The organism is Bradyrhizobium sp. TM233, from assembly GCF_036247965.1.
GTDB classification, from domain to species: Bacteria; Pseudomonadota; Alphaproteobacteria; order Rhizobiales; family Xanthobacteraceae; genus Bradyrhizobium; species Bradyrhizobium ottawaense.
Map to the genome: position 1 here is coordinate 47,992 of NZ_BTIG01000025.1, position 23,165 is coordinate 71,156.

Genomic DNA, 23,165 nt, shown 5'->3' on the forward strand with positions numbered 1-23,165 from the left:
CTACGGCGTCTTGATCCCCATCGCCTTCAGCGCATCCAGCATCCGCTGCGGCGGGCCCATCTTCACCACCAGCGGCTTGCCGGTCTCGAGCACGCTCTTGAGACCGGACAGGATCGCCGGCCAGCCCTGCCGTCCGCCTTCGAGGATGTCGTCGCTAAGCGGCCGGTCGTGGCTTTCGCTCATCGTGAGCCGGACCGCATCGCCGACCTGCTCGATCTCGTAGGTGACGAGGGTCGGGCCGAGCTTCTCGATCAGCTCGGGCCAGTTCACGTTGAACGTGACCGACAGCTTTCGCGGCGGATCGTAGGCGAGAACCTCGCCGCTGATGTGCAACGCGCCATCGGGCGTGCGCACGGTGAACGCACCGCCAAGGCGCGGCTCGACCTCCACGGCATTGCCGAAGAAATATTGCTTGCTGAACTCGGCCGAGGTCAGCGCCTGCCACACCTTCTCCGGCGTCGAAGCGATGTAGATGGTGTAGACCGTGAGCGGCTTGAATTGATCGAGGTTCATTTTGCGTCGAATCCCTTGTTGAGCGCCGCGCGGGGAATGGCGAGCACCTTGCCTCTCTCCAGCAGGCTTTTGAGCCCGGACAGGATCGCCGGCCAGCCATTGGAGACGGCGCCGAGATATTTGCCGCCCTCGACGAAGCCGTCATGCAACACGGTCAAACGCACGAGCGCGCCGAACGGTTCGATGGTGAAGACGACGCGTGAGATCGGCTCGCCGCGCAGCTCTTCGAACTTCTGGTGCTTGAAGCTGTAGGACAGGCGGCGCGGCGGATCGGCCTCGAGGATCTCGCCGGAATCGGTGATCTCGCCGTCGAGCGTGAGCGCAAAGGGCGAGCCGGCCTTCCAGTCGGAGCGGACCTCGGCGCCGAACCAATATTGCCTGGTGAATTCGCTCGACGTCAGCGCCTCCCACAGCTTCTCCGCTGTGGTCTCGATATAGGTCACGTAGACGAACTCCGGCTTACTCATCGCGCTTCTCCAACTGGCGTTTCAACTCGCTGAGTGCGGCGAGCTTGCCGCGCTCGAATTTCTTGATCCAGCGTTCGCCGATCTGATGGATCGGCACCGGGTTGAGATAGTGCAGCTTCTCGCGGCCATGCCTGATGGTGGTGACCAGATTGGCCTCTTCCAGAATCGCAAGGTGTTTCGTGACGGCCTGGCGCGTCATCGCCAAGCCTTCGCAGAGCTCGTTCAGCGTCTGGCCGTTCCTCGCATGAAGCCTGTCGAGCAGCGACCGTCGTGACGCATCGGCGAGCGCTTTGAAGACCTCATCCATGGCGCCGATAATAGGCAACCAAATGGTTGCATGTCAAGCGCGCCGTCATTCCGGAAACCGCGTAGCGGTTATCCGGAATCTCGAGATTCTCAGGTGCGCAACCGCGCACCATAGTTCGCACTTTGTGCGCCCCGGAATGACCAGCCGCCGAAATCGTGTTTTGGTCGCGCGCAATCGGCCGTGCTAGCCTTTCAGCTCAGCCAGCACAGATTGGTTCCGGGAGGACATCGATGTTCCGCTGCGTCTTGATTGCTGCAAGCCTCGTCCTTTTCGCGTGCAGCTCTGCGGCCTACGCGCAAAAGCAGACCATCGGCGCGCCGCCTGAAGCGTCCAACATGAAGCTCGTCGGCAGCAACGATCTCCAGGCCCGCAGCGCCTATCAGCCGACCATCCATCATCAAGGCGATCGCTGGATCGCTTATATCGGCCATCACGGCGGCACCGATGACGTGCCCGCGCCTGTCAATCCGATAACGGGCAGGGCCGAGCCGAACGGAACCTCGATCGTCGACGTCACGGACCCCGCGCGTCCAAAATATCTGCGGCATTTGCCGGGGCAGGAGGGCAGGTACGAATCCGGCGGCGCGCAGATGGTGCGGGTCTGCGACGGCAAGGTGCTGCCAAAGGGCGATCCCAACGCGGTCTACATGCTGCGAACCTTCGGCGGCGAGGCGCACGAGATCTGGAACGTCACTGACCCCGCCAGCCCGGTGCTCATCACGCGCATTGGCGGCTTGAAGGACACGCACAAGAACTGGTGGGAATGCGACACCGGCATCGCCTATCTCGTCTCGGGCGCGCCGGACTGGCGCACGCGGCGCATGACGCAGATCTACGATCTCTCCGATCCCGAGCATCCGCAGAAGATCCGCGACTTCGGTCTGCCCGGTCAGGAGCCCGGTTCGACCGGCGCGGTGCCGACCGAATTGCACGGGCCGATCTCGACCGGGCCCGATGGCAACCGCGTCTATTTCGGTTACGGCACCAACAAGGGCGGCATTCTGCAGATCGTCGATCGCGACAAGCTCCTGAACGGGGCCAAGGAGCCGACGCCGGACAATCTGCGCTATCCCGAGATTGCGAGCATGCCGATGTCCGCCTTCAACGGCGCGCACACGACGTTTCCGATGCTCGACATGCCGATCGCCGAATTCGCCGAGGACAAGGACGGCAAGACCCGCGACATCGTCATGATCGTCGACGAGGCGATCCTGAACGAATGCGGCGAGGCGCGTCAGATGGTGTGGTTCGCCGACGTCACCACCGAGACGCGGCCGATGATGATCTCGAGCTACACCGTGCCGGAGGCGAGCGGGCAGTTCTGCCAGCGCGGCGGGCGGTTCGGCTCACATTCCTCGAACGAAAGCATGGCGCCGGTCTATTACAAGAAGATGGCCTTCATCGCCTTCTTCAATGCCGGCGTGCGCGCGCTCGACATCCGTGATCCCTATCACCCGAAGGAGGTCGGCTATTTCATCCCGTCGATCACGCAGGCAACCGACAAACGCTGCATCCCGATCGAGGGCGGCGAACGCTGCAAGGTCGCGATCCAGACCAACAATGTCGAGACCGACGACCGCGGCTACATCTACATCGTCGACCGCGCTAATACGGGCCTGCATATCCTGGAGCTGACTGGACCCGCGCGCGCGGTCGCCGGCCTGCCGAAGAACTGACGATGCGGCGCGGGGCGGTGAGGTGCGGGCATGGAACGCGAGGAGCGCATGATCTCCCCCACATTCTCTGCCGGCATCACCCGCCTTCGCGGGGGATGACACCGGTCGTTGAGCGCACACCTTGCGCTCATCTCACTTCCCTCTCCGCCCGTCACATGCATTAATACCCGCCAGCCGCAACCAGCCGAGTCCTCCCCATGATGTCCATGCAAGCCTATTTCGCCTTCGTCGCCGCCTGCATTGCGCTGGCGCTGCTGCCGGGGCCGATCGTCACCCTCGTGATCGCCAACGGCCTGCGCCACGGCACGCGTGCCGCGCTCACCAACGTGGCCGGCGCGCAAGCGGGCCTTGCCATCGTCATCGGCATCGTCGCGATCGGCCTGACCTCGCTGATGGCGACCATGGGCTACTGGTTCGACTGGGTGCGCTTTGCCGGCGCCGCCTATCTGGTCTGGCTCGGCATCAAGCTGATCTGGGCGCCGGTCGAGGGCGTCAATGTCGACGAGCCGCCGGCGCCGCCGCGCGGCGGCTTCTTCCTGCAGGGCTTTCTGGTGCTGCTGTCGAACCCGAAGGTGCTGGTGTTCTTCGGCGCCTTCATCCCGCAGTTCATGGACATGAACCAGCCGCACTTTCCGCAGGTCGCGCTTCTGGGCGCAACCTTCATGGTCACCGCCGTGGTGACCGATGCGCTCTACGCCATCGCCGCAGGCCGCGCGCGAAAATTCTTCTCGGCCCGCCGCACCCGGATGATGTCGCGCATCTCCGGCGGCTTCATGATCGGCGGCGGCATCTGGCTGGCGCTGACCAGGGCGAAATAACCTCGCTTCGGGCCCGTCCGGCTTGAACCCTTCGCGGCGGCAATGCGTCCAATCGGGCATTGCCGCTGACGAAGGATTTTGCCGTGCCCGATCTGCCCTGGTTCGTCTATGCGATGCTGCTCGCGCCGCTCGGGCTGATATTGATCGCCGCCGCTGTGAAGACTTGGCAGGTGCGCGAGGCGCGCAACTGGCCGCAAGCGCCGGGCAAGGTCGTCACCTCGGTTGCTGAGGTGCGCGAGATCAGGGTCTCCGATAGCGACCGCGAGGACGGCTATCGCCTCGAGAAACGCAATTTTGCGAACGTGACTTACGAATATGCGGTCGGCGGCCGCAAGCTGCGATGTAACCGCATCTCGATCGGCGAGGATCTCGGCAATTTCGAGGTGGCCGAGAAGCTGGCAAAGTATCCCGCCGGCAGCATCGTCACCGTCTATTACAATCCACGCCATCCCGATCAGGCCGTGTTGGAGCGCGACCTGCCCAAGGGTCTGTGGGGCTGCCTCGGCATCGGCACGGCGATCGTGCTTGGCATCGTGTTCGGCTCGGCGTTCGGTCTCAACCAGACTTATGCATATCTCGCGCACCACATCGCCCGGCCTGATCTTGCGGGTCTCGCCGTCGGCCTCGGCGCGTTCGGCGTCGTTATCGCGCTGATGGGGTATGGGGTGCGACGCCAGGCCTCGATGGCGACACGCTGGCCGGTGGTGCGGGGCACGATCAAGCTGTCGGCACTCGAGCATTATTACGAGGCCAGCGAGCCGGGCGAGCGCCGCGGCACCGAGATGTTCGGCAAGCGCGTGACGTACACCTATCGCTATCAGAACGTCAGCTACACCAATGAATGCGCGCGCGTTGCGGCCGGGACGTCCGATGCGATGCTGAAGAAGCTCATGGCGCGCTACCAGGACGGCGCAACGGTCGAGGTGCGCGTCAATCCCGACAATCCGGCCGAGGCAACGATCGATGCAAACGGCGCCGGCCGCATCACCTGGCTGCTGTGGGGTATCGCGGGCATTTTCGCCGCGCTGGCGCTGTTCGTCGCCACGCGCGGCGGCTAATCCGCCAACAGCTCCACTTCGATCTCGGCAAAAATCCTTGCCAGCCGCCCGGCCCATTGCTGCTGGCCCGTGTGGTCGGCGATCAGATCCTGCCGGATCTCGATGCCGGTGTTGACGAGGCCGCGCCCTTCGCCGTGGACGGGGATGGTGTAGTCGGTGAGATCGCTGACCGCATAGGGCTCGTTGTCGCCGACGACGAGGTCGCCTTGCTCGCGCAGATGCTTCAGCAGCAGGTGCGGCAGCACGGTGTCGCGGTTGTAGAGCGCGCCGATGTGCCAGGGCCGCGCGACGCCGGCGTAAACAGGCGTGAAGCTGTGCAGCGACACCAGCACCGTCGGTCGCTTGTCCTGCAGGCGGGCGTCGATCGCGGCATCGATGCGATCATGATAGGGCTCGAAGATCTCGCGCCGCCGCGCCTCGCGCTCTCCTTCCGAAATCCCCTCGTTGCGCGGGATCGCGGTCGCCTCGGAGATCACGGGGATCGAGCTCACGGCGGCAGGCGGGCGGTTGCAGTCGATCACCAGCCGCGAATAGCGCTGCGCGATCAGATGCGCATCGAGCATCTTGGCGAGCCGATCGGCGACGCCGGCAATGCCGATGTCCCAGCCGATGTGCCTGACAAGCTCGCTTTCCTCGACGCCGAGGTCGCCGAGCGCGCGCGGCAAGATCCGTCCGTAATGATCCGAGGTGAGCAGGAAGGGCGATGTTCCTTCCGCATTCACCTCATGCACGGGCGGACTATCGCCCTCGCCGAGCAGTTGATCGGCCGTCTCGGCTATGTGCAGGTCCATCCTGATTGCCTATGAAACGATTACGTGTCTAAACGGAGTAACGATATTGCACCGATGTCGCAACGTTAGAACAGCATGACCTCCGATCGCCTTTTCGTCTACGGCACCTTGATGCGCGGCTTCGACCATCCGATGGCGCGGCTGCTTGCGGGCCACGCAGATTTCCTGGGTGAAGCGACCTGCCGCGGCCGCCTCGTCCTGGTGAAGCATTATCCGGGATTGCTGCTGTCGGAGGCAGCCTCCGACATCGTTCATGGCGAGCTGTTTCACCTGCGCGTGCCCGACGAATTGCTCGGCGAGCTCGACATGTATGAAGCCTGCGGCGAGGGTTTTCCGGAGCCGACCGAATATCTGCGCCGGCTGATCGACGTGACGCTGCCTGATGGCACCACGGAGAAGGCCTGGACCTACATCTACAACTGGCCCGTCGCCGGTCTGCCGCGCATCGAGTCCGGGCGGTTTCTCGATCATTAAGCCGACAGCACTTCCTTCACCACGCGTACGTCGACCTCGCGCTCGACGTAACTCCATTCCTCTGTCTGCCTCAGCATCGCCACCAGTTCCTCGAACAGCGAGGCGTGTGCGGGAGCGAATTCGAACCAGGTCAGGAAATCGAAGGGCTCGCCGAGGTCGCGGCAGTGATAGAGTTGCCGCGCGATCGCGGGCAGGAAACGAAGACTGCTCGCGATGTGGTGCGATTTGTCCTCGAAAATCGCCCGGCGCTCTTCCTGGGTCAGCTCCCACCAGGCCTGCGATTTGCGGATCGGGATCAGCGCCGCGCTGGTTGCTTCCACCCGGCCGAGCCCGGCCTGCACGGAAGTGAGTTGCTCCTTCTCGGGCCGCTCGGTGTAGCGCAAGCTGCTTGGGGCGCCGACCAGCCGCCACGCATTGCGCGAGGGCACCAGCGGCAATGAGACGGCCTCGCTGTCGGTCACCGACAGCGCCGGCATGAAGGGCAGGGGCTCGCCCGTCACTGATGAAATCGAGGTGACGCGCCAACCCCCGCTGTGGCCGCCTCGAAACGTCCTGAACATGGCCTATGGAAGCGCGGAACCGGACGCGGTTCAAGCTTTCCGTCGAAACTTTCGCCTGTGAATAGCCGGGAGAAGCCACACATGCTTCGTATTTCCCGGGGCCGTCCCTATATGCCTATCCGGTTGGCCATAACGCCCGACTCAGCCCAGAAATCAGCATAATGCGCTTCACGCCCCAATTCCTCGACGAGCTTCGTGCCCGGCTTTCGGTCTCCGAAGTCGTGGGCAAGCGCGTCAAGCTGAAGAAGGCCGGGCGGGAGTGGAAGGGGCTGTCGCCGTTCCAGCAGGAGAAGACGCCGTCCTTCTACGTCAACGACCAGAAGGGTTTTTACCACGACTTCTCCTCCGGCAAGCACGGCGACATCATCAGCTTCGTGATGGAGACCGACGGCCTGCCGTTCGCGGAAGCCGTCGAGCGGCTCGCCAGCATGGCCGGCCTGGCGCTGCCGGCGGTGACGCCGGATGCGGCGCGGCAGGAGCAGCGCCGCCGTACGCTGCATGACGTCATGGATCTCGCCGCGACCTATTTCGCGGAGACGCTGGCCTCGCGCGTCGGCGCCAAGGCGCGCGGCTATCTCGCCGACCGTGCGATCTCGCCGGCGACGCAGTTGCAGTTCCGCCTCGGCTACGCCTCGCCCGATCGCTTCGCGCTGAAGGAGCATCTCGGCAAGCTCGGCGTTTCCGTTGACGACATGGTCGAGACCGGCCTGCTGGTGGCCGGCAACGACATCCCCGTTCCTTACGACCGCTTCCGTGATCGCGTGATGTTCCCGATCACGGATCTGCGCGGCCGCGTCATCGCTTTCGGCGGGCGCGCGCTGGAGAAGGACGTTCCGGCAAAGTACCTGAATTCGCCGGAGACGCCGCTCTTCCACAAGGGCGACAATCTCTACAACCACCAGACCGCGCGCAAAGCCACCCATGACGGCAGCGCGCTGGTCGTGGTCGAAGGCTATGTCGACGTCATCGCCATGGTCACCGCGGGCTTTGCGGGCGCGGTTGCGCCGCTCGGCACCGCGCTCACCGAAAGCCAGCTCGCGCTGCTCTGGAAGATGGCGGACGAGCCGATCCTCTGCTTCGACGGCGACCGCGCCGGCCAGAAGGCGGCTTATCGCGCTGCAGACCTTGCCTTGCCCTTCCTCGCACCCGGAAAGAGTCTTCGTTTCGCGCTGTTGCCGGAGGGGCAGGACCCCGACGATCTCGCGCGCTCCGGCGGTCGCGGCGCCATCGAGGAAGTCATCGCGGCGGCGAAGCCGCTCGCCGAGATGATCTGGTCGCGCGAGCTCGAAGGCGGCAATTTCGCCACCCCCGAGCGCCGCGCCGCGCTGGAGGCGCGCATCAAGGAGCTCACCAACGGCATCCGCGACGAGGTGGTGCGGCGCTATTATCGCGACGAATTCGTCGAGCGGCTGCAGCGCGCCTTTGCCCCCGAGGGTGGACGCGGCGGCTTTGGTGGCCGGGGCAATTTCCGCCAGGGTGGCGGCGGCCGCCAATTCCAGCCCCGCGCTGCGGGAGGTGCGAATCGATTCGGTGGACAAGGATATGGTGGAGGGCGCCGCGGCGCGCCCGGCCCCACCCTGTTACCCTCCGGCCCCTATCAGGCGGCGAGCCCGCAGCTGGCGGCCAGCCCGATCATGAAGGGCCAGCGCAGCGCGATCTCCCGCCGGGAGGCCCTGATCCTGCAAAGCCTGATCAACCATCCCTGGCTGCTGCACGACCACCTCGAGGAGGTCGCCGCCCTGGAGTTGGCCCATCCCGAGGCCCACAAGCTCAGGGCCGGCATCATCGCCGCCTTTGCCAACGACCACCACCACTCCCCGGACCCCGGCGAGCAGGCCGAAAAGATGCGCGGCGATCTCGCCAAGGGCGGATTTTCGCAAGTCCTTCAAAGGGTTGAGAACGGCATCACCACTGCGGCAGTGTGGGGCGCCCGCGCCGGCGCCGCCCCCGACGACGTTCTCTCCACCTGGCACCAGCTGGTTGCCTTGCATCGGCAATACCATTCACTACTTAGAGAGTTGAAGGACGCCGAGCTGGCCTTGGGGGAGGACCCCAGCGAGGCCAATTTGGCGTGGCTGCGTGACGTCAAGGCCCGTCTGGCCGAGGTCGACGGCACCGAGGCCCTGATCGAGGGTTTTGGCGAGCTGTCGGGCCGGTTCCAGAAGAGTGTGTGATGAAAGAATCATGCGGACGGCCGGAGCCGGAACCGCTAAAAGACTCGCCAAATCCAAGGTTTGGCGGCAAAAACAGGGTTAATCGAGGCTTAACGGTCTTGTAGCACTTTGGCCACCAGGCGGCCGCAGGCAGAACAGACGCGTCAGGAATGAATCCGCGCATTGCTGTTGGCACTGCACCTGCATCCGCTGCGACAAAGAGGCTGACGAAGCGTTAGGCATTTCCGGCGAGAGAGAGTTGGGGGTGGCGAGAGACATGTGCGCCGCCCTTTCCGTGTCGAGAGCTGCCGAAGCGAGAGCGTCGGGCAACAGGTTCATGTGAATTCAGGCAGACGCGGCGAGCCGACTGCATTGAAGCGCGTTTAGGAGCAATGGATGGCCACCAAGGCAAAGACGCTGCAGGCGAAGGACAAGGAAAAAGACGACAAGGCAGCGGACGCGCCGGAAAAGGATTCCCAGGACGCGCCCTCGCCCTTGCTCGACCTGTCCGACGCCGCCGTAAAGAAGATGATCAAGCAGGCCAAGAAGCGCGGCTTCGTGACCTTCGATCAGCTCAACGAAGTCTTGCCGTCCGACCAGACCTCGCCCGAACAGATCGAGGACATCATGTCGATGCTCTCCGACATGGGCATCAACGTCACCGAAGCCGACGATAGCGAAGGCGAGGACGACAAGGACGAGGGCGGCGAGGACGAGACCGACAACGAGCTCGTCGAGGTCACCCAGAAGGCCGTCACCGAGGTCAAGAAGAGCGAGCCGGGCGAGCGCACCGACGATCCCGTGCGCATGTATCTGCGCGAGATGGGCACGGTCGAGCTCTTGTCCCGCGAAGGCGAAATCGCCATCGCCAAGCGCATCGAGGCCGGCCGCGAGGCGATGATCGCAGGCCTCTGCGAAAGCCCGCTGACCTTCCAGGCCATCATCATCTGGCGCGACGAGCTCAACGAAGGCAAGATCTTCCTCCGCGACATCATCGATCTCGAAGCCACCTATGCCGGCCCCGACGCCAAGGCCGGCATGAACAATGCGATGATCGCAGGTCCTACCGGCGAGAACGGCGAAGCGCCCGCCGAGGGCCAGGCCGCCGCCGCGACCGGCGCTCCCGCGCATGTCGCTCCGCCCGCCGCGCCGCCGTCGCCGACCCCGTTCCGGGCCGCACCTGCGCCGGGCGGCGCCGAGGCCGGCGAGGAGAAGGATCCGGGCGAGGCCGCGGCCGAGTCCGACATGGACGACGACGAGTTCGAGAACCAGATGTCGCTCGCGGCCATCGAGGCCGAGCTCAAGCCGAAGGTGGTCGAGATCTTCGACAAGATCGCCGACAGCTACAAGAAGCTGCGCAAGCTTCAGGAGCAGGACATCCAGAACCAGCTTCAGAACGAGTCGCTCTCGCCGCACCAGGAGCGCAAGTACAAGAAGCTGAAGGACGAGATCATCGTCGAGGTGAAGTCGCTGCGCCTCAACCAGGCGCGTATCGATTCACTCGTCGAGCAGCTCTACGACATCAACAAGCGCCTCGTCTCGCACGAGGGCCGCCTGATGCGCCTTGCCGACAGCCACGGCGTCGCGCGCGAAGACTTTTTGCGCAACTACACCGGCTCGGAGCTCGATCCGCGCTGGCTCAACCGCGTCTCGAAGCTGTCGGCCAAGGGCTGGAAGAACTTCGTCCATCACGAGAAGGACCGCATCAAGGACCTCCGTCACGAGGTGCATCAGCTTGCTGCGCTGACCGGCCTCGAGATCGTCGAGTTCCGCAAGATCGTGCACTCCGTGCAGAAGGGCGAGCGCGAAGCCCGCCAGGCCAAGAAGGAGATGGTGGAAGCCAACCTCCGTCTCGTGATCTCGATTGCGAAGAAGTACACCAACCGCGGCCTGCAATTCCTCGACCTGATCCAGGAAGGCAACATCGGCCTGATGAAGGCGGTGGACAAGTTCGAGTACCGCCGCGGCTACAAGTTCTCGACCTACGCGACGTGGTGGATCCGGCAGGCGATCACCCGCTCGATCGCCGACCAGGCCCGCACCATCCGCATCCCCGTGCACATGATCGAGACGATCAACAAGATCGTGCGCACGTCCCGCCAGATGCTCAACGAGATCGGCCGCGAGCCGACCCCGGAAGAGCTGGCCGAAAAGCTCGGCATGCCCCTCGAGAAGGTGCGAAAAGTCCTCAAGATCGCCAAGGAGCCGCTGTCGCTGGAGACGCCGGTCGGTGACGAAGAGGATTCACATCTCGGCGATTTCATCGAGGACAAGAACGCGATCCTCCCCATCGACGCCGCGATCCAGTCCAATTTGCGCGAGACCACCACGCGCGTCTTGGCCTCGCTCACCCCGCGCGAAGAGCGCGTCCTGCGCATGCGCTTCGGCATCGGCATGAACACCGACCACACGCTGGAAGAAGTCGGCCAGCAGTTCTCGGTGACGAGAGAGCGTATTCGTCAGATCGAAGCCAAGGCGCTGCGGAAGCTGAAGCATCCGTCGCGGTCAAGGAAGCTGCGGAGCTTCTTGGATAATTGATCGGAATTGGTTTGGCTCAAACCATTACTAGAGCGGCGGGCGAAAGCCCGCCGTTTTTCTGTTTGGACAGAGAGTTTCCCTTGCTCGTACTAAGCGAGAAGTTCGCTATTCGTTTCGTCAAAATCAACGTGACTCATGCCAAGGAATTTTCGTTGTTCAGCGGTTAGACGAGAAAGAGCCGTTTCTCCGAAAAGATCGAGAAAAATATCACCAATTATCTTTCGCGATGCCCCGCGAAGCGCGGAATCGAGCGAGACGAAGTTGTAGGCACCCTTGTAAATCGAGAAGTATGAGGAAATCGAATCCCAAACGTCGATGACCGTTTCTTGAAAATTGCTGTCGGCCTTCATACGGGCGTGCATGGTGTATTCTTCCTCTAATCTGCGCACGATCTTTCGGATTTGTTTGGTGGCAACTCGCCAAACAGCCTCCTTGTTGTCTCCAACTCTAACAATTTCCCTGCCAAGGAAATCGATTGGATCGTCAGGACCGAGAAGCTGCGTCTTGGACAAATCGCTTATGCCTGGGATCGACAAACTGATGCGAGCTAGAGCGTCGCTAAGCATCCTGTGCCCTTTTTGAGCTTCTTCCTTAGTTTCAAAGAACGCCGCTATGTCGTCCGCGTAGCGGACCATCTTCACGCCAAGATGCTCCATGCGGCTGTCAAATTCAGAAAGCACAAGGTTGGCTAAGATCGGCGACAAGGGCATTCCTTGTCGTACGCCGTGCCCCAGTTGTATGCCGTGTTTTGAAATCTTGGAGCGATTCCAGATTGTGGGCTTCACCTCGCAATCAATTATCTTAGAAATTATGGGAACGAGACTGTGGTTGCCGAGCGCTTTGCTGACGCGGGCTTTGAGATATTGACGCGGTATTCTGTCAAAGAATGACTCGATATCAGTCTTGAGACACCAATCATAAGATTGCCGATAACCGACAGTCGCTTTGATGGCGGCTTCTGTGCCCAAGTCTCGTAGGAAGCCAAACGACGACGAGTTGTAAATCGGGAATTTTCGATTCTTATCGAGATAAATTATGATTGCTCGCTGGACGAGGCGATCGCACACCGTCGGGATGCATATCATCCTCTCTTTGTCCGAATTAGGCTTCGGAATAAAAACAGCCTTGAGCTGCGATGGCCCGTAGTGGCCTTGCTGTAATCTGCGAGCGAGTACGGAGAGATTGTTGTCCAGATTTGCAGCGAATGCTGATGCGGTTATGTTGTCGACTCCTGGTCGACCCGCACTCGGCGAGGAATCTCGAGAATCGTTCCAAGCCAATCGCAGCTTTGATTTCGAAAGTATCCTTGTTGGTTTCGGCGTCATGCCGTTCGCACAAGCTCAGGATCGAGGACTTTGGTGCACCTAAGCTTGCTAGAACTGGCGCCACCAGATGGTCAAAGACGCATCTGCTGGGTCTTGGAGCTTTGCAGCTGCCACGCTTGCGCGCGACACGCTCGGCTCGTGACAGATCACCGTCGTCTGGTCAATCGCGACGGCGAAGCCGCCACCAGACCCCGTGATCAAGTTGTTCGCCAGGTAGGCTCCCGCAAGCAGCGAAAGAACAAACCATGAACGAACGGTATCGACGCACCGTCCCCGCCCCTTCGGCGCTCCGTCACAATTATCAATAGTCCGCCTCTTAACGTTACGCACCACGGACATTGACACCTCCGTTGTTCTGCCGCGCCACCAGATGGTCAAAGACGCATCTGCTGGGTCTTGGAGCTTTGCAGCTGCCACGCTTGCGCGCGACACGCTCGGCTCTTGACAGATCACCGTCGTGAGGCCGCTTTCGGAAAAGAAGCGATTGCCAACAGCAACAACCTAAGAATGGATGACGAGTCGCGCAAGAGTTGAAGGGCGGCGCAAATAAAATTAGCTGAGATATCCGACCTATTCACAAGCCGGCGGCAACACTGAGCGTCGCTGATGGTGTTTGAAATCATGGTTCTTGAAGGGTATCGAGATGCGGCCATGTAGCTCTTTGACGACCGCGATATTCCTTCTTCACGCCAACTATCTGCTCTCGATTCTGACAAAAAAGACGTATCGTATTTAGCTAACGAGGCGTGCGATCGACGATCGCCACGATCGGCGTCTATACTTCGACGATGCCGGCCCACCTCACCGTCTACTACAACACCCGCTGCCCCGTCTGTGACGCCGGCATCGACTGGCAGCGCAACAAGCTGCTGGCGCTGGTGCGCGCGGGGACGGTCGAGTTCAGGGACATCAACGAGCAGCCCGATGCGCTGGCGCAGTTTGGTGCCTCGCTCGACGACATCAGACGCCGCCTGCATGCGACCGATGAGGCCGGCCGGCTCATCGTCGGTGCGGATGTCGCGATCGCGCTGTGGAGGCTGACGCCGGGGGAGGGGTGGCTTGCGGGGCTGCTCGGCAATCGCGTGGCGCTGCCGTTCACGCGGTTCTTTTACGACCGGTTTGCCGATCTGCTCTTTGCCTGGAATAAGAGGAGCGGGCGCTGGTGAGCGCCTGCTGATGTCGTCCTACTTCTTCTTCACCCCGACCCGCTCGATCCGCTTGATCTCGAGCGCCGGGCGGCCGGACTTTTCGGCGATCTCGCGGTCCTGCTCCATGATGAAGTTGCGCGCGGGTTCGTCGCCGTCGAGGCCGCCGAGCAATTCGCTAGGCACGCGGCGGTTGGAGCGCTGGGAATCGTCTTCATAGAAGACGTTGAAGAAGGCGAATTCGCCTTTGGGATTGGTTCCGGGTTTCTTGGCCATGGCCGGCTTTTCGTCGATCAGGGGGCCGCAGTCAAATAACTTCAGCACTTATCGACGTCAGCCGCGACCCCGGACGCGGCAGGGCTCGATGCGGCTGATGGATGAAATCCGGCTGCGGAGAGGGGGCCAGGCGCCGGTTGCGCCCCTGCGAGGGACCCATGTCTCAGATCATGTCTCAGATCCTGCCTCGGACCCTTGGCCTCGGACCCTTGCCTCAATAAACGGCGGGCCGAAGCCCGCCGTTTATTTCTGGTCTTCAGCGTCGCCCGGGGCTGGCAGGGCGACAACCTAAAATAGAAGGCTATAGAAAGCGCCCTGCGATGGCAAGGTGAATCGTGACGGCGTTGGTGTCGCAGCCGGCGGATCAGATATGCGCTGGTTGCGACATGTGGTTTCGATCCACATCGAATTAATTGCTTGGACCGTCAAACCAATTTGTTCATCTTCCCGGCTCTCGCAACGCAGTGCGAGTGTCGCGCTGTGTCGGAAGGCGCGCCAACCTGCATGTCTTCCCACCGGCGTGCAGACAGTGTGATCCCGCTCTGCAAAAGCGAGTTCCATCGTCGCGCTGATGTCTCAACGTGCGCGCGTGCGCTGCGCCGCTTCCTGCACGGCGAGTCGCGATCCATGTCCGCCGCTCTTGCCGCTGTCCTCCTTGCGCCCCTGCGCCATGATCGCGCTGCCCATCGCGGCCGAGCCGAAGGTGATGAGGAAGGAGGCGAGCAGCAGCGCGAGCGCAATGCCGGGCGAATTGTCGGCGAAGATCAGCTCGCGCAGGTGCCCGGGGTTGAGCCAAAGCAGCCCGCCGACGAGGAGCGTCGCGGCGCAGGCGCCGATCGCGAGGTTGATGGCGAGCAGGCGGAACAGGGGGATGCGCAGGAGCGCGGAGCGGGCCGGCTTGTTCTGCTGGTCGGGCATGGCTTGTTGCCTCAGACTTTGTCGCGCCCGGGAATGACGAGAGAGGATGTCTGCAGCCATCCATCTCACGCCGTCCGTGCTGCGATGTTGACCCGCATCAAACTCCGGCGCGACGTCTCACGGCGCCACCAGCTCCACGCGCCGGTTCAGCGCGCGGCCGGCATCCGTCGCGTTCGGGCCGACCGGCGCGAGCAATCCGACGCCGGCGGTGCGCAGGCGTGTCGGCATGATCCGAAAACTCTTCACCAGCTCGGCGGCCACCGCCTCCGCGCGGCGCTTCGAGAGGTCGAGATTGTACTCATAGGCGCCCTGGCTGTCGGTGTGGCCGACGATGAAGACGCTCAGCTGCGGCTGGCTCGCGAGCAGCTTGGCGATCTGCTCCAGCGTCGGCCGGCTTTCCGGTTTCAGTACCGCCTTGTCGGTGTCGAAATAGATGCCGTAGAGCGCGATGTGGCCGGTCTCGCCAAGACCCTTCGCCATCGCGGCGGCATCGACCATCTTGTTCGCGATGGCCCCGAGCTCGGCGATCGTGACCTGCGCGGTGATGTCCTGGTTGTTCTGGCTGACGATGACGCTGGCATAAATCTCGCGCCCGCCTTCGGCCTTGCGGCCGGCAAAATAGCGGTAGTTGAAACCGTCGACCCACATCTGCGGCACCGGCAGCGTGTCGATGCTTTCGGTGAAGGGGATGGCGCCGCAGGCCTCGGTGTCGCAGGCCAGCAAGGTCTCGAAGCCGGCCTTGGCGAGCTGCGTCTCGAAATTGCGCGACACCTCCAGGATCGAGGGACCGGGGTTGGTGCGATAGGCGATGCGGACGATGCGGCCCTCGAGCCGCCGCGCATCCGTCGGCTGGCCATCTTTGAAGGCAGCGGCCTGCATCCGCGCCGCGTCAAAATCCTTCACCACATAGCCGGTGACGACGCTGCCGGCGAACCGGCCGATGCCGGGATAGTCGCGCGCGCCCGCCACGTCGCGCGTCTGCGCGGAGGCGGGGATCGCGTGCAGGACGAGCAGGGCGGCAAGGACGAGCATTCCCGGAATGGTCTGCGGAGCGGACATCGGCACTCTCTGTCGGTTGCGGGGGACGGGACGCAAGACGTTAGTCTCGCGCGCCGTCCTGCCGGTTCTAACCGACGAACCATTCCCGGTTCGATTGTCCCGGAAATCGCGCCGCCGCCTCAGGCCGCAGGTGTGGCCCGGCCGACGGCCGCACGCTCCTGCGCCGCCTGCTGCCGTTCCATCATGGTCTGCCACAGCGTTGCGATGCTCACTTGCGTCTGCGGCGCGATCAGGCAGTGGCCTTCATTGTCGAAGCCGCAGAACCGCACCGAGGGGTCCTTCTTCACCTCGATCAGCGCCTGGTTGATCATCTCCAGGCACGTCATGACCCCGCCGATGTCGGGCAGGCGGGTGTGATGCAGGATGTCCATCAGGCGGAACGTCATCACCGCGGGTTGGCCGAAGCTGATGCCGGGACGGCCGAGCTCGAGCAGCACGTTCACGGCCGGAAGCACGCCCCTGATGTGCTCGAGCACGCCGGCGACGTCCTCCACGCTGCAGGCGACGAGATGGGAGGCCTGGGGCGGGATGGTCACGGGCGCGCGCGGCGCAAGGCCGAGCGAGGTGATGACCTCCTGCTCGATCCATTGCCGCACCGCTGCGGGGGCATTGCGGATCTGCTCGGCGGTCAAGGTAATTCCGGTCATGGACGCTTCTCCTGGGCGACTCTCCTGTTCGCTGTAATCTAGGAAGCGGGACGTGAGACAGTTTGATGCGGATCAAGCCTTCTGATTCAAGCCTTGCGCTTTCAAGCCTTGAGCCTTCAAGCCTTGTGCTTTCAAGCCTTGTGCTTTCAAGCCTTGCGCTTTGACGCTCGCAGCTTTCCCGGGCATGATCCGCGCGCTGCTTCGCAGCTAGGGTTTTTTCAGGGGATTGCTCCACATGTTGAGACTGCTTCTCGCCGCCGCGTCCGTCCTTTGTCTGGCCGGCGGATCGGCGCAGGCCGCGCGCTGCGGCGGCGACTTCAACAGCTTCGTCGCCAGCATGGCCCAGGAAGCGCAAGCGGCCGGCGTCTCGGCAAGCGTGACCAGTGCGGCGCTCAGTGGCGTCACTCCTGACGGCGCGGTGCTCGCCTTCGACCGGCGCCAGCGCCACACCTTCAACAAGAGCTTTGAGCAGTACGTCTCGACCCGCGTCGGCCCCGGCCGCATCAATGGCGGCCGCGCGCTGCTGCAGCGCCACGCCGCGCTGCTCTCGCGCATCGAGCAGCAGTTCGGCGTGCCCCGCACTATCCTGGTCGCGATCTGGGGCTTGGAGAGCGATTTCGGCAAGGGCGACATCGGCAAGATGCCGGTGGTGCGTACGCTGGCGACGCTGGCGCATGATTGCCGCCGCACCGATCTGTTTCAGGGCGAGCTGCTCGCTGCGCTGAAGATCGTGCAGCGCGGCGACCTGCCGCTGCGCGACCTGATCGGCGCCTTTGCCGGCGAGATCGGCCAGACCCAGTTCCTGCCGTCGTCCTACATCAAATACGGCGTCGATTTCGACGGCGACGGCCATGTCGACCTCCGCCACAGCGTCCCCGACGTGCTCGCCTCGACCGCGAATCTGCTCCACACCAACGGCTTCAAGATGGGCCAGCCCTACGGCGAAGGCACCGCCAATTTCGAAGCGATGCGCGAGTGGAACAGGGCGGTGATCTACAGGAAGACGATCGGGTATTTCGCCGACCGGCTCGCGGGGCAGTGACGACACACTCAGTCTCGTAGGGTGGGCAAAGGCGCAAAGCGCCGTGCCCACCATTTCCATCCGTCGTCGGAAGTCGTGGGCACGCTCCGCTTTGCCCACCCGACGACGGCGCAGCTTGTCGTTTGTAGGATGGGTAGAGCGCAGCGAAACCCATCGCGTACTCTCTTTGCGGAAACATGATGGGTTTCGCTGCGCTCTACCCATCCTACGAATTCACGTCCCCTTCGCCATCTTCTCCAGCCGCCGCTGCAGCGGCGCCCAATAGGTCCCCGGGCGGAAGCGCTGCAACAGGTCCATGAAGCGGGCGTCGTTGCCGATCAGGATGCGGGGCTCGTTCTTTTCGATACCCTTGATGATGCGCAGCGCGGCGTCTTTCGGCGTGGTTCTTGCCGCGTTCTCGAACCGCTCGATCGATTGCGCGCGGCGGGCATTGTCGGTGACGCCGACCCCGGTGCGGGAGTTGCGCGCGATGGCGGTGGCGACGCCGCCGGGGTGCACGACCGACAGCCTGACCGGGCTGCCCGCCACCGCAAGCTCGTGCCGCACGCTCTCGGAGAAGCCGCGCACCGCGAATTTCGCCGCCGCATAGGCCGATTGCCCCGGCGGCGCGATGATGCCGAAGATCGAGGAGAGGTTGACGATATGCGCCTCGGGCCTCGTCTTCAGATGCGGCAGGAAGGCGCGCGTGCCGTGCACCACGCCCCAGAAATTGATGTCGAACAGCCAGTCCATCTGCGCCTGGTCGATCTCCTCGAACGAGCCCATCAGCGCCACGCCGGCATTGTTGACGACGATGCCGAGCGCGGGATGCGCGGTGGTCGCCTCGTTCGCGAACTGCGCGATGTCGTCGGGTTCGCCAACGTCGACGCGGTGGACGCTGACCTTGCGTGCTGACCCGATCTCGGCTGCCAGCGCCTTCAGCCCGGCCTCGTCGCGATCGGCCAGAGCAAGATCGCAGCCGCGCTGCGCAAGCTCGATGGCCAGCGCCCGGCCGATGCCGCTGGCGGCTCCCGTGATGGCGGCGGCGCCGCGAATCGCTGTCATGATGTTCCCCGTCAAGCCCCTGGTGCGGGAACTATGCTTTACATTTTTTCAGAATGGAACCGAACCGTTCGCGCATTGGCTCCTTAACTTACGTTACGCAAGCAATGGGAGACGCTGATGGGACAAGCACAACCATTCCGCGCGACTGCGCTGGTCGTTGAGGACGACGTCATGCAGCGAGAGATGCTTTGTCTCCTGCTCGAAGAGAGCGGCTATCAGGTCATCCAGTGCGAAAGCGCCGAGGCCGCCGAGCGCGTCCTCGACAAGAGCGCCGGCGCGCTCTGCCTGATGATGACCGACGTCCAGCTCGCGGGGCGCATGACCGGCGTCGAGCTCGCGCACCTCGCCAAGGACCGCAATCCCAAGCTCGACGTCGTCGTCACCTCCGGCCGTCCGTTGAGGCAGCCCTTGCCCGACGGCGCAAAGTTCTGGGCCAAACCCTGGGCGCCACTCGACGTGCTGCGCGAAGCCGAGCTCGCGCAACTGGCCTGACTACTCTCAATCCGTCATCCTGAGGCGCGAGTGATGGGGCGCTCAGCGCCCCATCGGGAGCCTCGAAGGATGCACGGCCGAGCTGCAGCCGGGCCGTCGCCCTTCGAGGCTCGCCGAAGAGGCGAGCACCTCCGGCGACAACGGCTCCGCTGTTGCGCGGGGGTGACGGAATGAGAACCTGAAGGTCCAAGGCCCGGCTTCCCCGCCGTGATGCCGGGTGATAGCGTTGGCCCATGACCTGGTCCTTCCTGCTTACCTCGCTCATCGTCGTCGCTTCCCCCGGGACCGGCGTGCTCTACACACTGGCCGCCGCGCTGACGCGCGGCTCGCGTGCCAGCCTTGCCGCCGCCTTCGGCTGCACGCTCGGGATCGTGCCGCACATGATGGCGGCGATGCTCGGGCTCGCCGCCGTGCTCCACACCAGCGCGCTCGCCTTTGCCGCGCTGAAATGGGGCGGGGTGCTCTATCTGCTCTACATGTCCTGGCAGGCGCTGCGCGAGAGCGGGGCGCTGGCGGTCGAGGGCGAGATCCGCGAGCGTTCGGTCGGCCGCGTCATCGTCACCGGCTTTCTGATCAACATCCTCAATCCGAAGCTGTCGATCTTCTTCCTCGCCTTCCTGCCGCAGTTCATCGCCGCGGACGAGGCCCATGTGCTGGCGCGCATGCTGGAGTTGAGCGGCGCCTTCATGGCGATGACCCTTGCGGTGTTCGTCGTCTACGGCCTCTGCGCCGCCTCGGTGCGCGAGCACGTCATCTCCCGCCCGCCCGTCATGGCCTGGCTGCGCCGCAGCTTCGCCGCCGGTTTCGCCGCGCTCGGCGCCAAGCTGGCGTTCGCGGAGAGGTAGCTTCTTCTTTCCCTCTCGAAGGTGTGGGAGCGTCCGCGTCTCCAACACTCAGCCAACAAAAAAGCGGGCCTCGCGCCCGCCACCGTCAAACTCTTCCATCGTCACCCGAAGCCCGGGCGGAGCGAGGCTCCACCCGGGCAAAGAAACAGAAGCCTCGTTACTTCTTCTTCGCCTTCTTGGCCTTCTTCGCCTTCTTCTTCGTCGCCTTCTTCGCTTTCTTAGCCATAGGATCCTCTTCAGGGTTAATGGTGAAACGCGACACGAGGGATGCTCGGCGGAGGGCCAGCCTCGCAACATCCTCGACGACAAGCTCAGCAGATTCGCAGGTCTCTGCCCCGCGCTGTCACATCGGTGTCATCGCGTTATCCACAGCTCAGATGCATTTTCGGGTGATTTTGGTGCGCGAATCCGCATCGCGGCATCGAAGCAGCATCACCGCCGACATCCCTAACGATCCGACAACGCAAGCGGCGCCGTTCATGAATCCAAAACCAAAGGCGCGTTTTGCCGGATTGCGGTGAGACTCCATTAAGCGCGAGGGCCGCATTCTTCTCCGCAAGAAAACGGGGATGGGTCATGGACGGACGGCTGCCAGGGACGGGGGGCGCGACGCTGCGCATGCCGCGCGCGTCATGCTGAACGTACCGACGCTCTGGACCGTCTTCGTCGTCAACTTCCTGGCGCTCGGCGTGATCTGGGCCTACGTGACGCGCTCCTATCCGAAATTCGCCGCCGCGCGGTTCTGGATGGCATCGTCCTTCGTCGGAGCGATCGGGGCGATGACGGCGCTGGTCCGCCTGTTCGTCGCCTCTCCCTTGCCGCTTCTGCTCGGCGCAGCCGGCGTCATCGCCGCGAGCTGCCTCGCCGCCATGGGCATTCAGCGCTTCTATGGCCGGCCGGTCTCATGGCGCCTGATGACCGCGACGGGAGGCTTGAGCCTTGCCGGCGTCGTGGTCTTCATGGTCGGCTTCGAGCACATGCAGCTGCGCATGCTCAGCTACACGCTCGGTCAGGCGCTGCCGCTGGTGCTGGCGCTGCGTCTGCTGCTGTCGCCGCCGGAAGGCCACGTCAGCCCGGGCGCGCGGCTGTCCGGCATCGTCATTCTCACCATCATCGCGATCCTCATTGCCCGCACGATCGGCAATCTGCTCGGCCACGATCTCTCGGCAAAGGCCGGCGGCCAGACCCATGCCGTCATGGTGCTGGGGCTTCTGTTCCTGTCGATGACGCTCAATTTCGGCTTCCTGCTGATGGCGATGGACCGGCTGCGGGGCGAGGTCGCCGACCTCGCGCTGCTCGACGATCTCACCGGCGTCGCCAACCGGCGGCACCTGTTGCAGCGCCTGACCGAGGAATGCGCCCGCTCGGAGCGCAGCGGCGCGCCGTTCTCGCTGCTGGTGATCGATCTCGACGGCTTCAAGACCATCAACGACACCCACGGCCATGCCGCCGGCGATGCCTGCCTGCAGCACTTCACCCTGATGGCGCAGACGCGGCTTCGGCCCGGCGACATGCTGGCCCGCACCGGCGGCGACGAGTTCTGCGTCGTGCTGCCGTCCTCGTCCTTGCGCGAGGCCGCCGCAATCGCTCGCCGCGTGCTCGAGGTCTGCCGCCAGGATGCCGAGGCCTGCACCGGCAGCGAGATCCCGATCGCGATCTCGATCGGCGTCGCGCAGTGGGATCGCGGCATCGGAGAATTCCCGGATCGCCTGATGGCCAATGCCGACCACGCCCTCTATGCCGCCAAGAAGAACGGCAAGAACGATTTTGCCGTCTACGATCCGTCGCCGCCGCTCTCGCCTGAGCCGATCGGCCGGGGCGAGACCGCGCGCCATTTCGCCTGAGGCCATGCTAGGTTTGGGGCTCCGTTGGACCCGCATGATGATCGCTCGCCTGCTCGCGGCCGCCCTCGCCGTTTTCTTCCTGACCGCCCCCGCCGCTGCCGTGGATGCCGAGCTCGCAAAGCTCGCGCGCGCCTCCGGTACGCCCGACATTCCCGGCCTGAAGATGGTCTGGCTGGCGCCATGGGGTGACGTCCGGAGCGCAAGACCCTGGCGCAACATCATCGTGCACCAGACCGAAGGGCCGGCGGGGTCGGCGCGCGGCGGCGCGGCGGAGCAGTCGAAGACCCCGACGCGGCGCGGCGTCACGGTGTGGGTCGAGACCGACGGCACGGTCTATTGGGCGGTCGCGGAAAACCTGGTGCCGACCCATGGCGACGGCGCCAACCGCAACGACAACAAATACATCGACAACCGCGCGACCTATCGCCAGGTCGTGCGCGACAATTCCATCGGCGTCGAGTTCGCCGGCAATTATCCCGACGTCGCGGCCGGCCCCACCGAGGCGCAGGTCGCGGCGTGGAAGACCCTCGTGAAGGTGCTGCGCGCGCGCTACGAGATCCCGCTGGACCGCGTCTATGCCCACAACTGGATCGACTACAAGGATTCGCGCTATTGCGAGGGCTGCTGGCTGGCAACGCTGGCGCGGATGTGGGGGGAGTGACGGGGGCGTCACACCGCCTGCGCCATCCAGCCGAAGAACCGTCGCATCAATCCCGGCCGCTGCGGCAATTCCGGCGGATCATCGACAGCCAGCACGCGCTTGAAGAAGTAATCCAGGAACACCATGTCGTTCGGCTCGGTGACGGTGAATGTCTCCTCGCCGAAGAACACGCTGTAACTGAAGAAGAACGGCCCCATGATCGGGATCGTCGCGGTCGACGCATAGTCCTTGGAGATCACGAACTCCGAGGGCTCGAGCCCGTGCTCGCGCATCGCCTGCTCGACCAGCGGCAGCTTGCGCATGAACTGGGCTGAGAAGCCGCCGACGGTGGATTGCAGGATGATCGACACGGGGTTCGTCCAATCGAGGCTGTCGGTCCGATCATTTGGGTCGGTCGACCGGCAGCGCGGGTTCAAGGCCGGCCGATTCTATGACGGACGAGCGGGAGGGACTGTGATGGTCGTCTCATTCATCGCCGTCATCGCCCGATCAAGTGTTTAGACCGGAGACAT

At 63.7% G+C, this 23,165-nt stretch carries 24 protein-coding genes; 12 read left to right on the top strand and 12 right to left on the bottom strand.

The window, feature by feature from the left end; genetic code table 11:
* Genes AABA86_RS30650 through AABA86_RS30660 form a run of 3 tightly spaced genes read right to left on the bottom strand, consistent with a single transcriptional unit; the run spans position 1 to position 1,287 of the window.
* Positions 1 to 513, bottom strand: coding sequence for an SRPBCC family protein (locus tag AABA86_RS30650; RefSeq protein ID WP_338309451.1), 513 nt, complete (start codon positions 511 to 513; stop codon positions 1 to 3).
* The gene (locus AABA86_RS30655) at positions 510 to 980 is read right to left on the bottom strand and encodes an SRPBCC family protein (RefSeq protein ID WP_212248316.1); all 471 of its coding nucleotides are present in this window, start codon (positions 978 to 980) and stop codon (positions 510 to 512) included. Before AABA86_RS30655 ends, AABA86_RS30650 begins: the two co-directional genes overlap by 4 nt.
* Complete coding sequence (locus tag AABA86_RS30660; protein WP_212248315.1) at positions 973 to 1,287, bottom strand: ArsR/SmtB family transcription factor; 315 nt, start codon at positions 1,285 to 1,287, stop codon at positions 973 to 975. Before AABA86_RS30660 ends, AABA86_RS30655 begins: the two co-directional genes overlap by 8 nt.
* Positions 1,288 to 1,517: 230 nt before the next feature.
* Here AABA86_RS30660 and AABA86_RS30665 point away from each other — a divergent pair, with 230 nt between their 5' ends.
* The 3 genes from AABA86_RS30665 to AABA86_RS30675 all read left to right on the top strand — a co-directional run bounded on the left by AABA86_RS30665 (position 1,518) and on the right by AABA86_RS30675 (position 4,839).
* The gene (locus tag AABA86_RS30665; protein WP_338309452.1) at positions 1,518 to 2,963 is read left to right on the top strand and encodes an LVIVD repeat-containing protein; all 1,446 of its coding nucleotides are present in this window, start codon (positions 1,518 to 1,520) and stop codon (positions 2,961 to 2,963) included.
* 197 nt (positions 2,964 to 3,160) lie between these two features.
* Positions 3,161 to 3,781, top strand: coding sequence for a LysE family translocator (locus AABA86_RS30670; RefSeq protein ID WP_212248313.1), 621 nt, complete (start codon positions 3,161 to 3,163; stop codon positions 3,779 to 3,781).
* 83 nt (positions 3,782 to 3,864) lie between these two features.
* Positions 3,865 to 4,839: a DUF3592 domain-containing protein gene (locus AABA86_RS30675; RefSeq protein WP_212248312.1), complete on the top strand. Its 975-nt coding sequence runs from the start codon at positions 3,865 to 3,867 to the stop codon at positions 4,837 to 4,839.
* On the opposite strand, the gene AABA86_RS30680 is transcribed toward AABA86_RS30675, so the two are convergent.
* Complete coding sequence (locus AABA86_RS30680; protein ID WP_338309453.1) at positions 4,836 to 5,630, bottom strand: N-formylglutamate amidohydrolase; 795 nt, start codon at positions 5,628 to 5,630, stop codon at positions 4,836 to 4,838. The two genes, AABA86_RS30675 and AABA86_RS30680, sit on opposite strands and share 4 nt — an antisense overlap.
* Positions 5,631 to 5,705: 75 nt before the next feature.
* Between AABA86_RS30680 and AABA86_RS30685 the strand changes: the two genes are divergently transcribed.
* Complete coding sequence (locus tag AABA86_RS30685; RefSeq protein ID WP_212248310.1) at positions 5,706 to 6,104, top strand: gamma-glutamylcyclotransferase family protein; 399 nt, start codon at positions 5,706 to 5,708, stop codon at positions 6,102 to 6,104.
* On the opposite strand, the gene AABA86_RS30690 is transcribed toward AABA86_RS30685, so the two are convergent.
* Positions 6,101 to 6,664 carry a chlorite dismutase family protein gene (locus AABA86_RS30690; RefSeq protein WP_338309454.1) on the bottom strand — a complete coding sequence of 188 codons (564 nt, stop codon included), beginning with the start codon at positions 6,662 to 6,664 and terminating at the stop codon, positions 6,101 to 6,103. The genes AABA86_RS30685 and AABA86_RS30690 overlap by 4 nt on opposite strands.
* 161 nt (positions 6,665 to 6,825) lie before the next feature.
* Between AABA86_RS30690 and dnaG the strand changes: the two genes are divergently transcribed.
* Both dnaG and rpoD read left to right on the top strand, forming a co-directional pair.
* Positions 6,826 to 8,838, top strand: a complete 2,013-nt coding sequence (gene dnaG / locus AABA86_RS30695) for a DNA primase (RefSeq protein ID WP_338309455.1) — start codon at positions 6,826 to 6,828, stop codon at positions 8,836 to 8,838.
* Positions 8,839 to 9,213: 375 nt separating this feature from the next.
* A complete protein-coding gene (gene rpoD, locus AABA86_RS30700) occupies positions 9,214 to 11,355 on the top strand; it encodes an RNA polymerase sigma factor RpoD (RefSeq protein ID WP_212248307.1) in 2,142 nt (713 codons plus the stop codon).
* Between the two features lie 89 nt (positions 11,356 to 11,444).
* Here the strand turns inward: rpoD and AABA86_RS30705 are convergent, their stop codons facing one another.
* A complete protein-coding gene (locus AABA86_RS30705) occupies positions 11,445 to 12,680 on the bottom strand; it encodes a reverse transcriptase domain-containing protein (RefSeq protein ID WP_338309456.1) in 1,236 nt (411 codons plus the stop codon).
* A gap of 788 nt (positions 12,681 to 13,468) precedes the next feature.
* Between AABA86_RS30705 and AABA86_RS30710 the strand changes: the two genes are divergently transcribed.
* Entirely contained in the window at positions 13,469 to 13,846 is a 378-nt protein-coding gene (locus AABA86_RS30710; protein ID WP_338309463.1) for a thiol-disulfide oxidoreductase DCC family protein, read from the top strand.
* 18 nt (positions 13,847 to 13,864) lie between these two features.
* Here AABA86_RS30710 and AABA86_RS30715 read toward each other — a convergent pair whose 3' ends face one another.
* From AABA86_RS30715 to AABA86_RS30730, 4 genes are all read right to left on the bottom strand, one after another.
* Entirely contained in the window at positions 13,865 to 14,101 is a 237-nt protein-coding gene (locus tag AABA86_RS30715; RefSeq protein WP_028140470.1) for a hypothetical protein, read from the bottom strand.
* Positions 14,102 to 14,677: 576 nt separating this feature from the next.
* A complete protein-coding gene (locus tag AABA86_RS30720) occupies positions 14,678 to 15,019 on the bottom strand; it encodes a hypothetical protein (protein WP_338309457.1) in 342 nt (113 codons plus the stop codon).
* 117 nt (positions 15,020 to 15,136) lie between these two features.
* Entirely contained in the window at positions 15,137 to 16,078 is a 942-nt protein-coding gene (locus AABA86_RS30725; RefSeq protein WP_338309458.1) for an OmpA family protein, read from the bottom strand.
* Positions 16,079 to 16,197: 119 nt separating this feature from the next.
* Positions 16,198 to 16,725 (bottom strand): hypothetical protein, encoded by a 528-nt coding sequence (locus tag AABA86_RS30730; RefSeq protein WP_212248302.1) that lies wholly within the window; start codon positions 16,723 to 16,725, stop codon positions 16,198 to 16,200.
* Positions 16,726 to 16,960: 235 nt separating this feature from the next.
* Here AABA86_RS30730 and AABA86_RS30735 point away from each other — a divergent pair, with 235 nt between their 5' ends.
* Positions 16,961 to 17,767, top strand: a complete 807-nt coding sequence (locus AABA86_RS30735) for a lytic murein transglycosylase (RefSeq protein WP_338309459.1) — start codon at positions 16,961 to 16,963, stop codon at positions 17,765 to 17,767.
* 213 nt (positions 17,768 to 17,980) lie between these two features.
* Here the strand turns inward: AABA86_RS30735 and AABA86_RS30740 are convergent, their stop codons facing one another.
* Positions 17,981 to 18,811: an SDR family NAD(P)-dependent oxidoreductase gene (locus AABA86_RS30740; RefSeq protein WP_338309460.1), complete on the bottom strand. Its 831-nt coding sequence runs from the start codon at positions 18,809 to 18,811 to the stop codon at positions 17,981 to 17,983.
* Positions 18,812 to 18,928: 117 nt separating this feature from the next.
* Between AABA86_RS30740 and AABA86_RS30745 the strand changes: the two genes are divergently transcribed.
* From AABA86_RS30745 to AABA86_RS30760, 4 genes are all read left to right on the top strand, one after another.
* Positions 18,929 to 19,303 carry a response regulator gene (locus AABA86_RS30745; RefSeq protein WP_212248300.1) on the top strand — a complete coding sequence of 125 codons (375 nt, stop codon included), beginning with the start codon at positions 18,929 to 18,931 and terminating at the stop codon, positions 19,301 to 19,303.
* 233 nt (positions 19,304 to 19,536) lie between these two features.
* Positions 19,537 to 20,148 carry a LysE family translocator gene (locus tag AABA86_RS30750; protein ID WP_212248299.1) on the top strand — a complete coding sequence of 204 codons (612 nt, stop codon included), beginning with the start codon at positions 19,537 to 19,539 and terminating at the stop codon, positions 20,146 to 20,148.
* Positions 20,149 to 20,780: 632 nt separating this feature from the next.
* Positions 20,781 to 21,992: a GGDEF domain-containing protein gene (locus AABA86_RS30755; protein WP_338309461.1), complete on the top strand. Its 1,212-nt coding sequence runs from the start codon at positions 20,781 to 20,783 to the stop codon at positions 21,990 to 21,992.
* 34 nt (positions 21,993 to 22,026) lie between these two features.
* Positions 22,027 to 22,653, top strand: coding sequence for a peptidoglycan recognition protein family protein (locus tag AABA86_RS30760; protein WP_338309462.1), 627 nt, complete (start codon positions 22,027 to 22,029; stop codon positions 22,651 to 22,653).
* An 8-nt stretch (positions 22,654 to 22,661) separates the two neighbouring features.
* Here AABA86_RS30760 and AABA86_RS30765 read toward each other — a convergent pair whose 3' ends face one another.
* On the bottom strand, positions 22,662 to 23,003 hold the full coding sequence (locus AABA86_RS30765; RefSeq protein ID WP_106949008.1) for a hypothetical protein: 342 nt from the start codon (positions 23,001 to 23,003) through the stop codon (positions 22,662 to 22,664).
* Between the last annotated feature and the right edge of the window lie 162 nt (positions 23,004 to 23,165).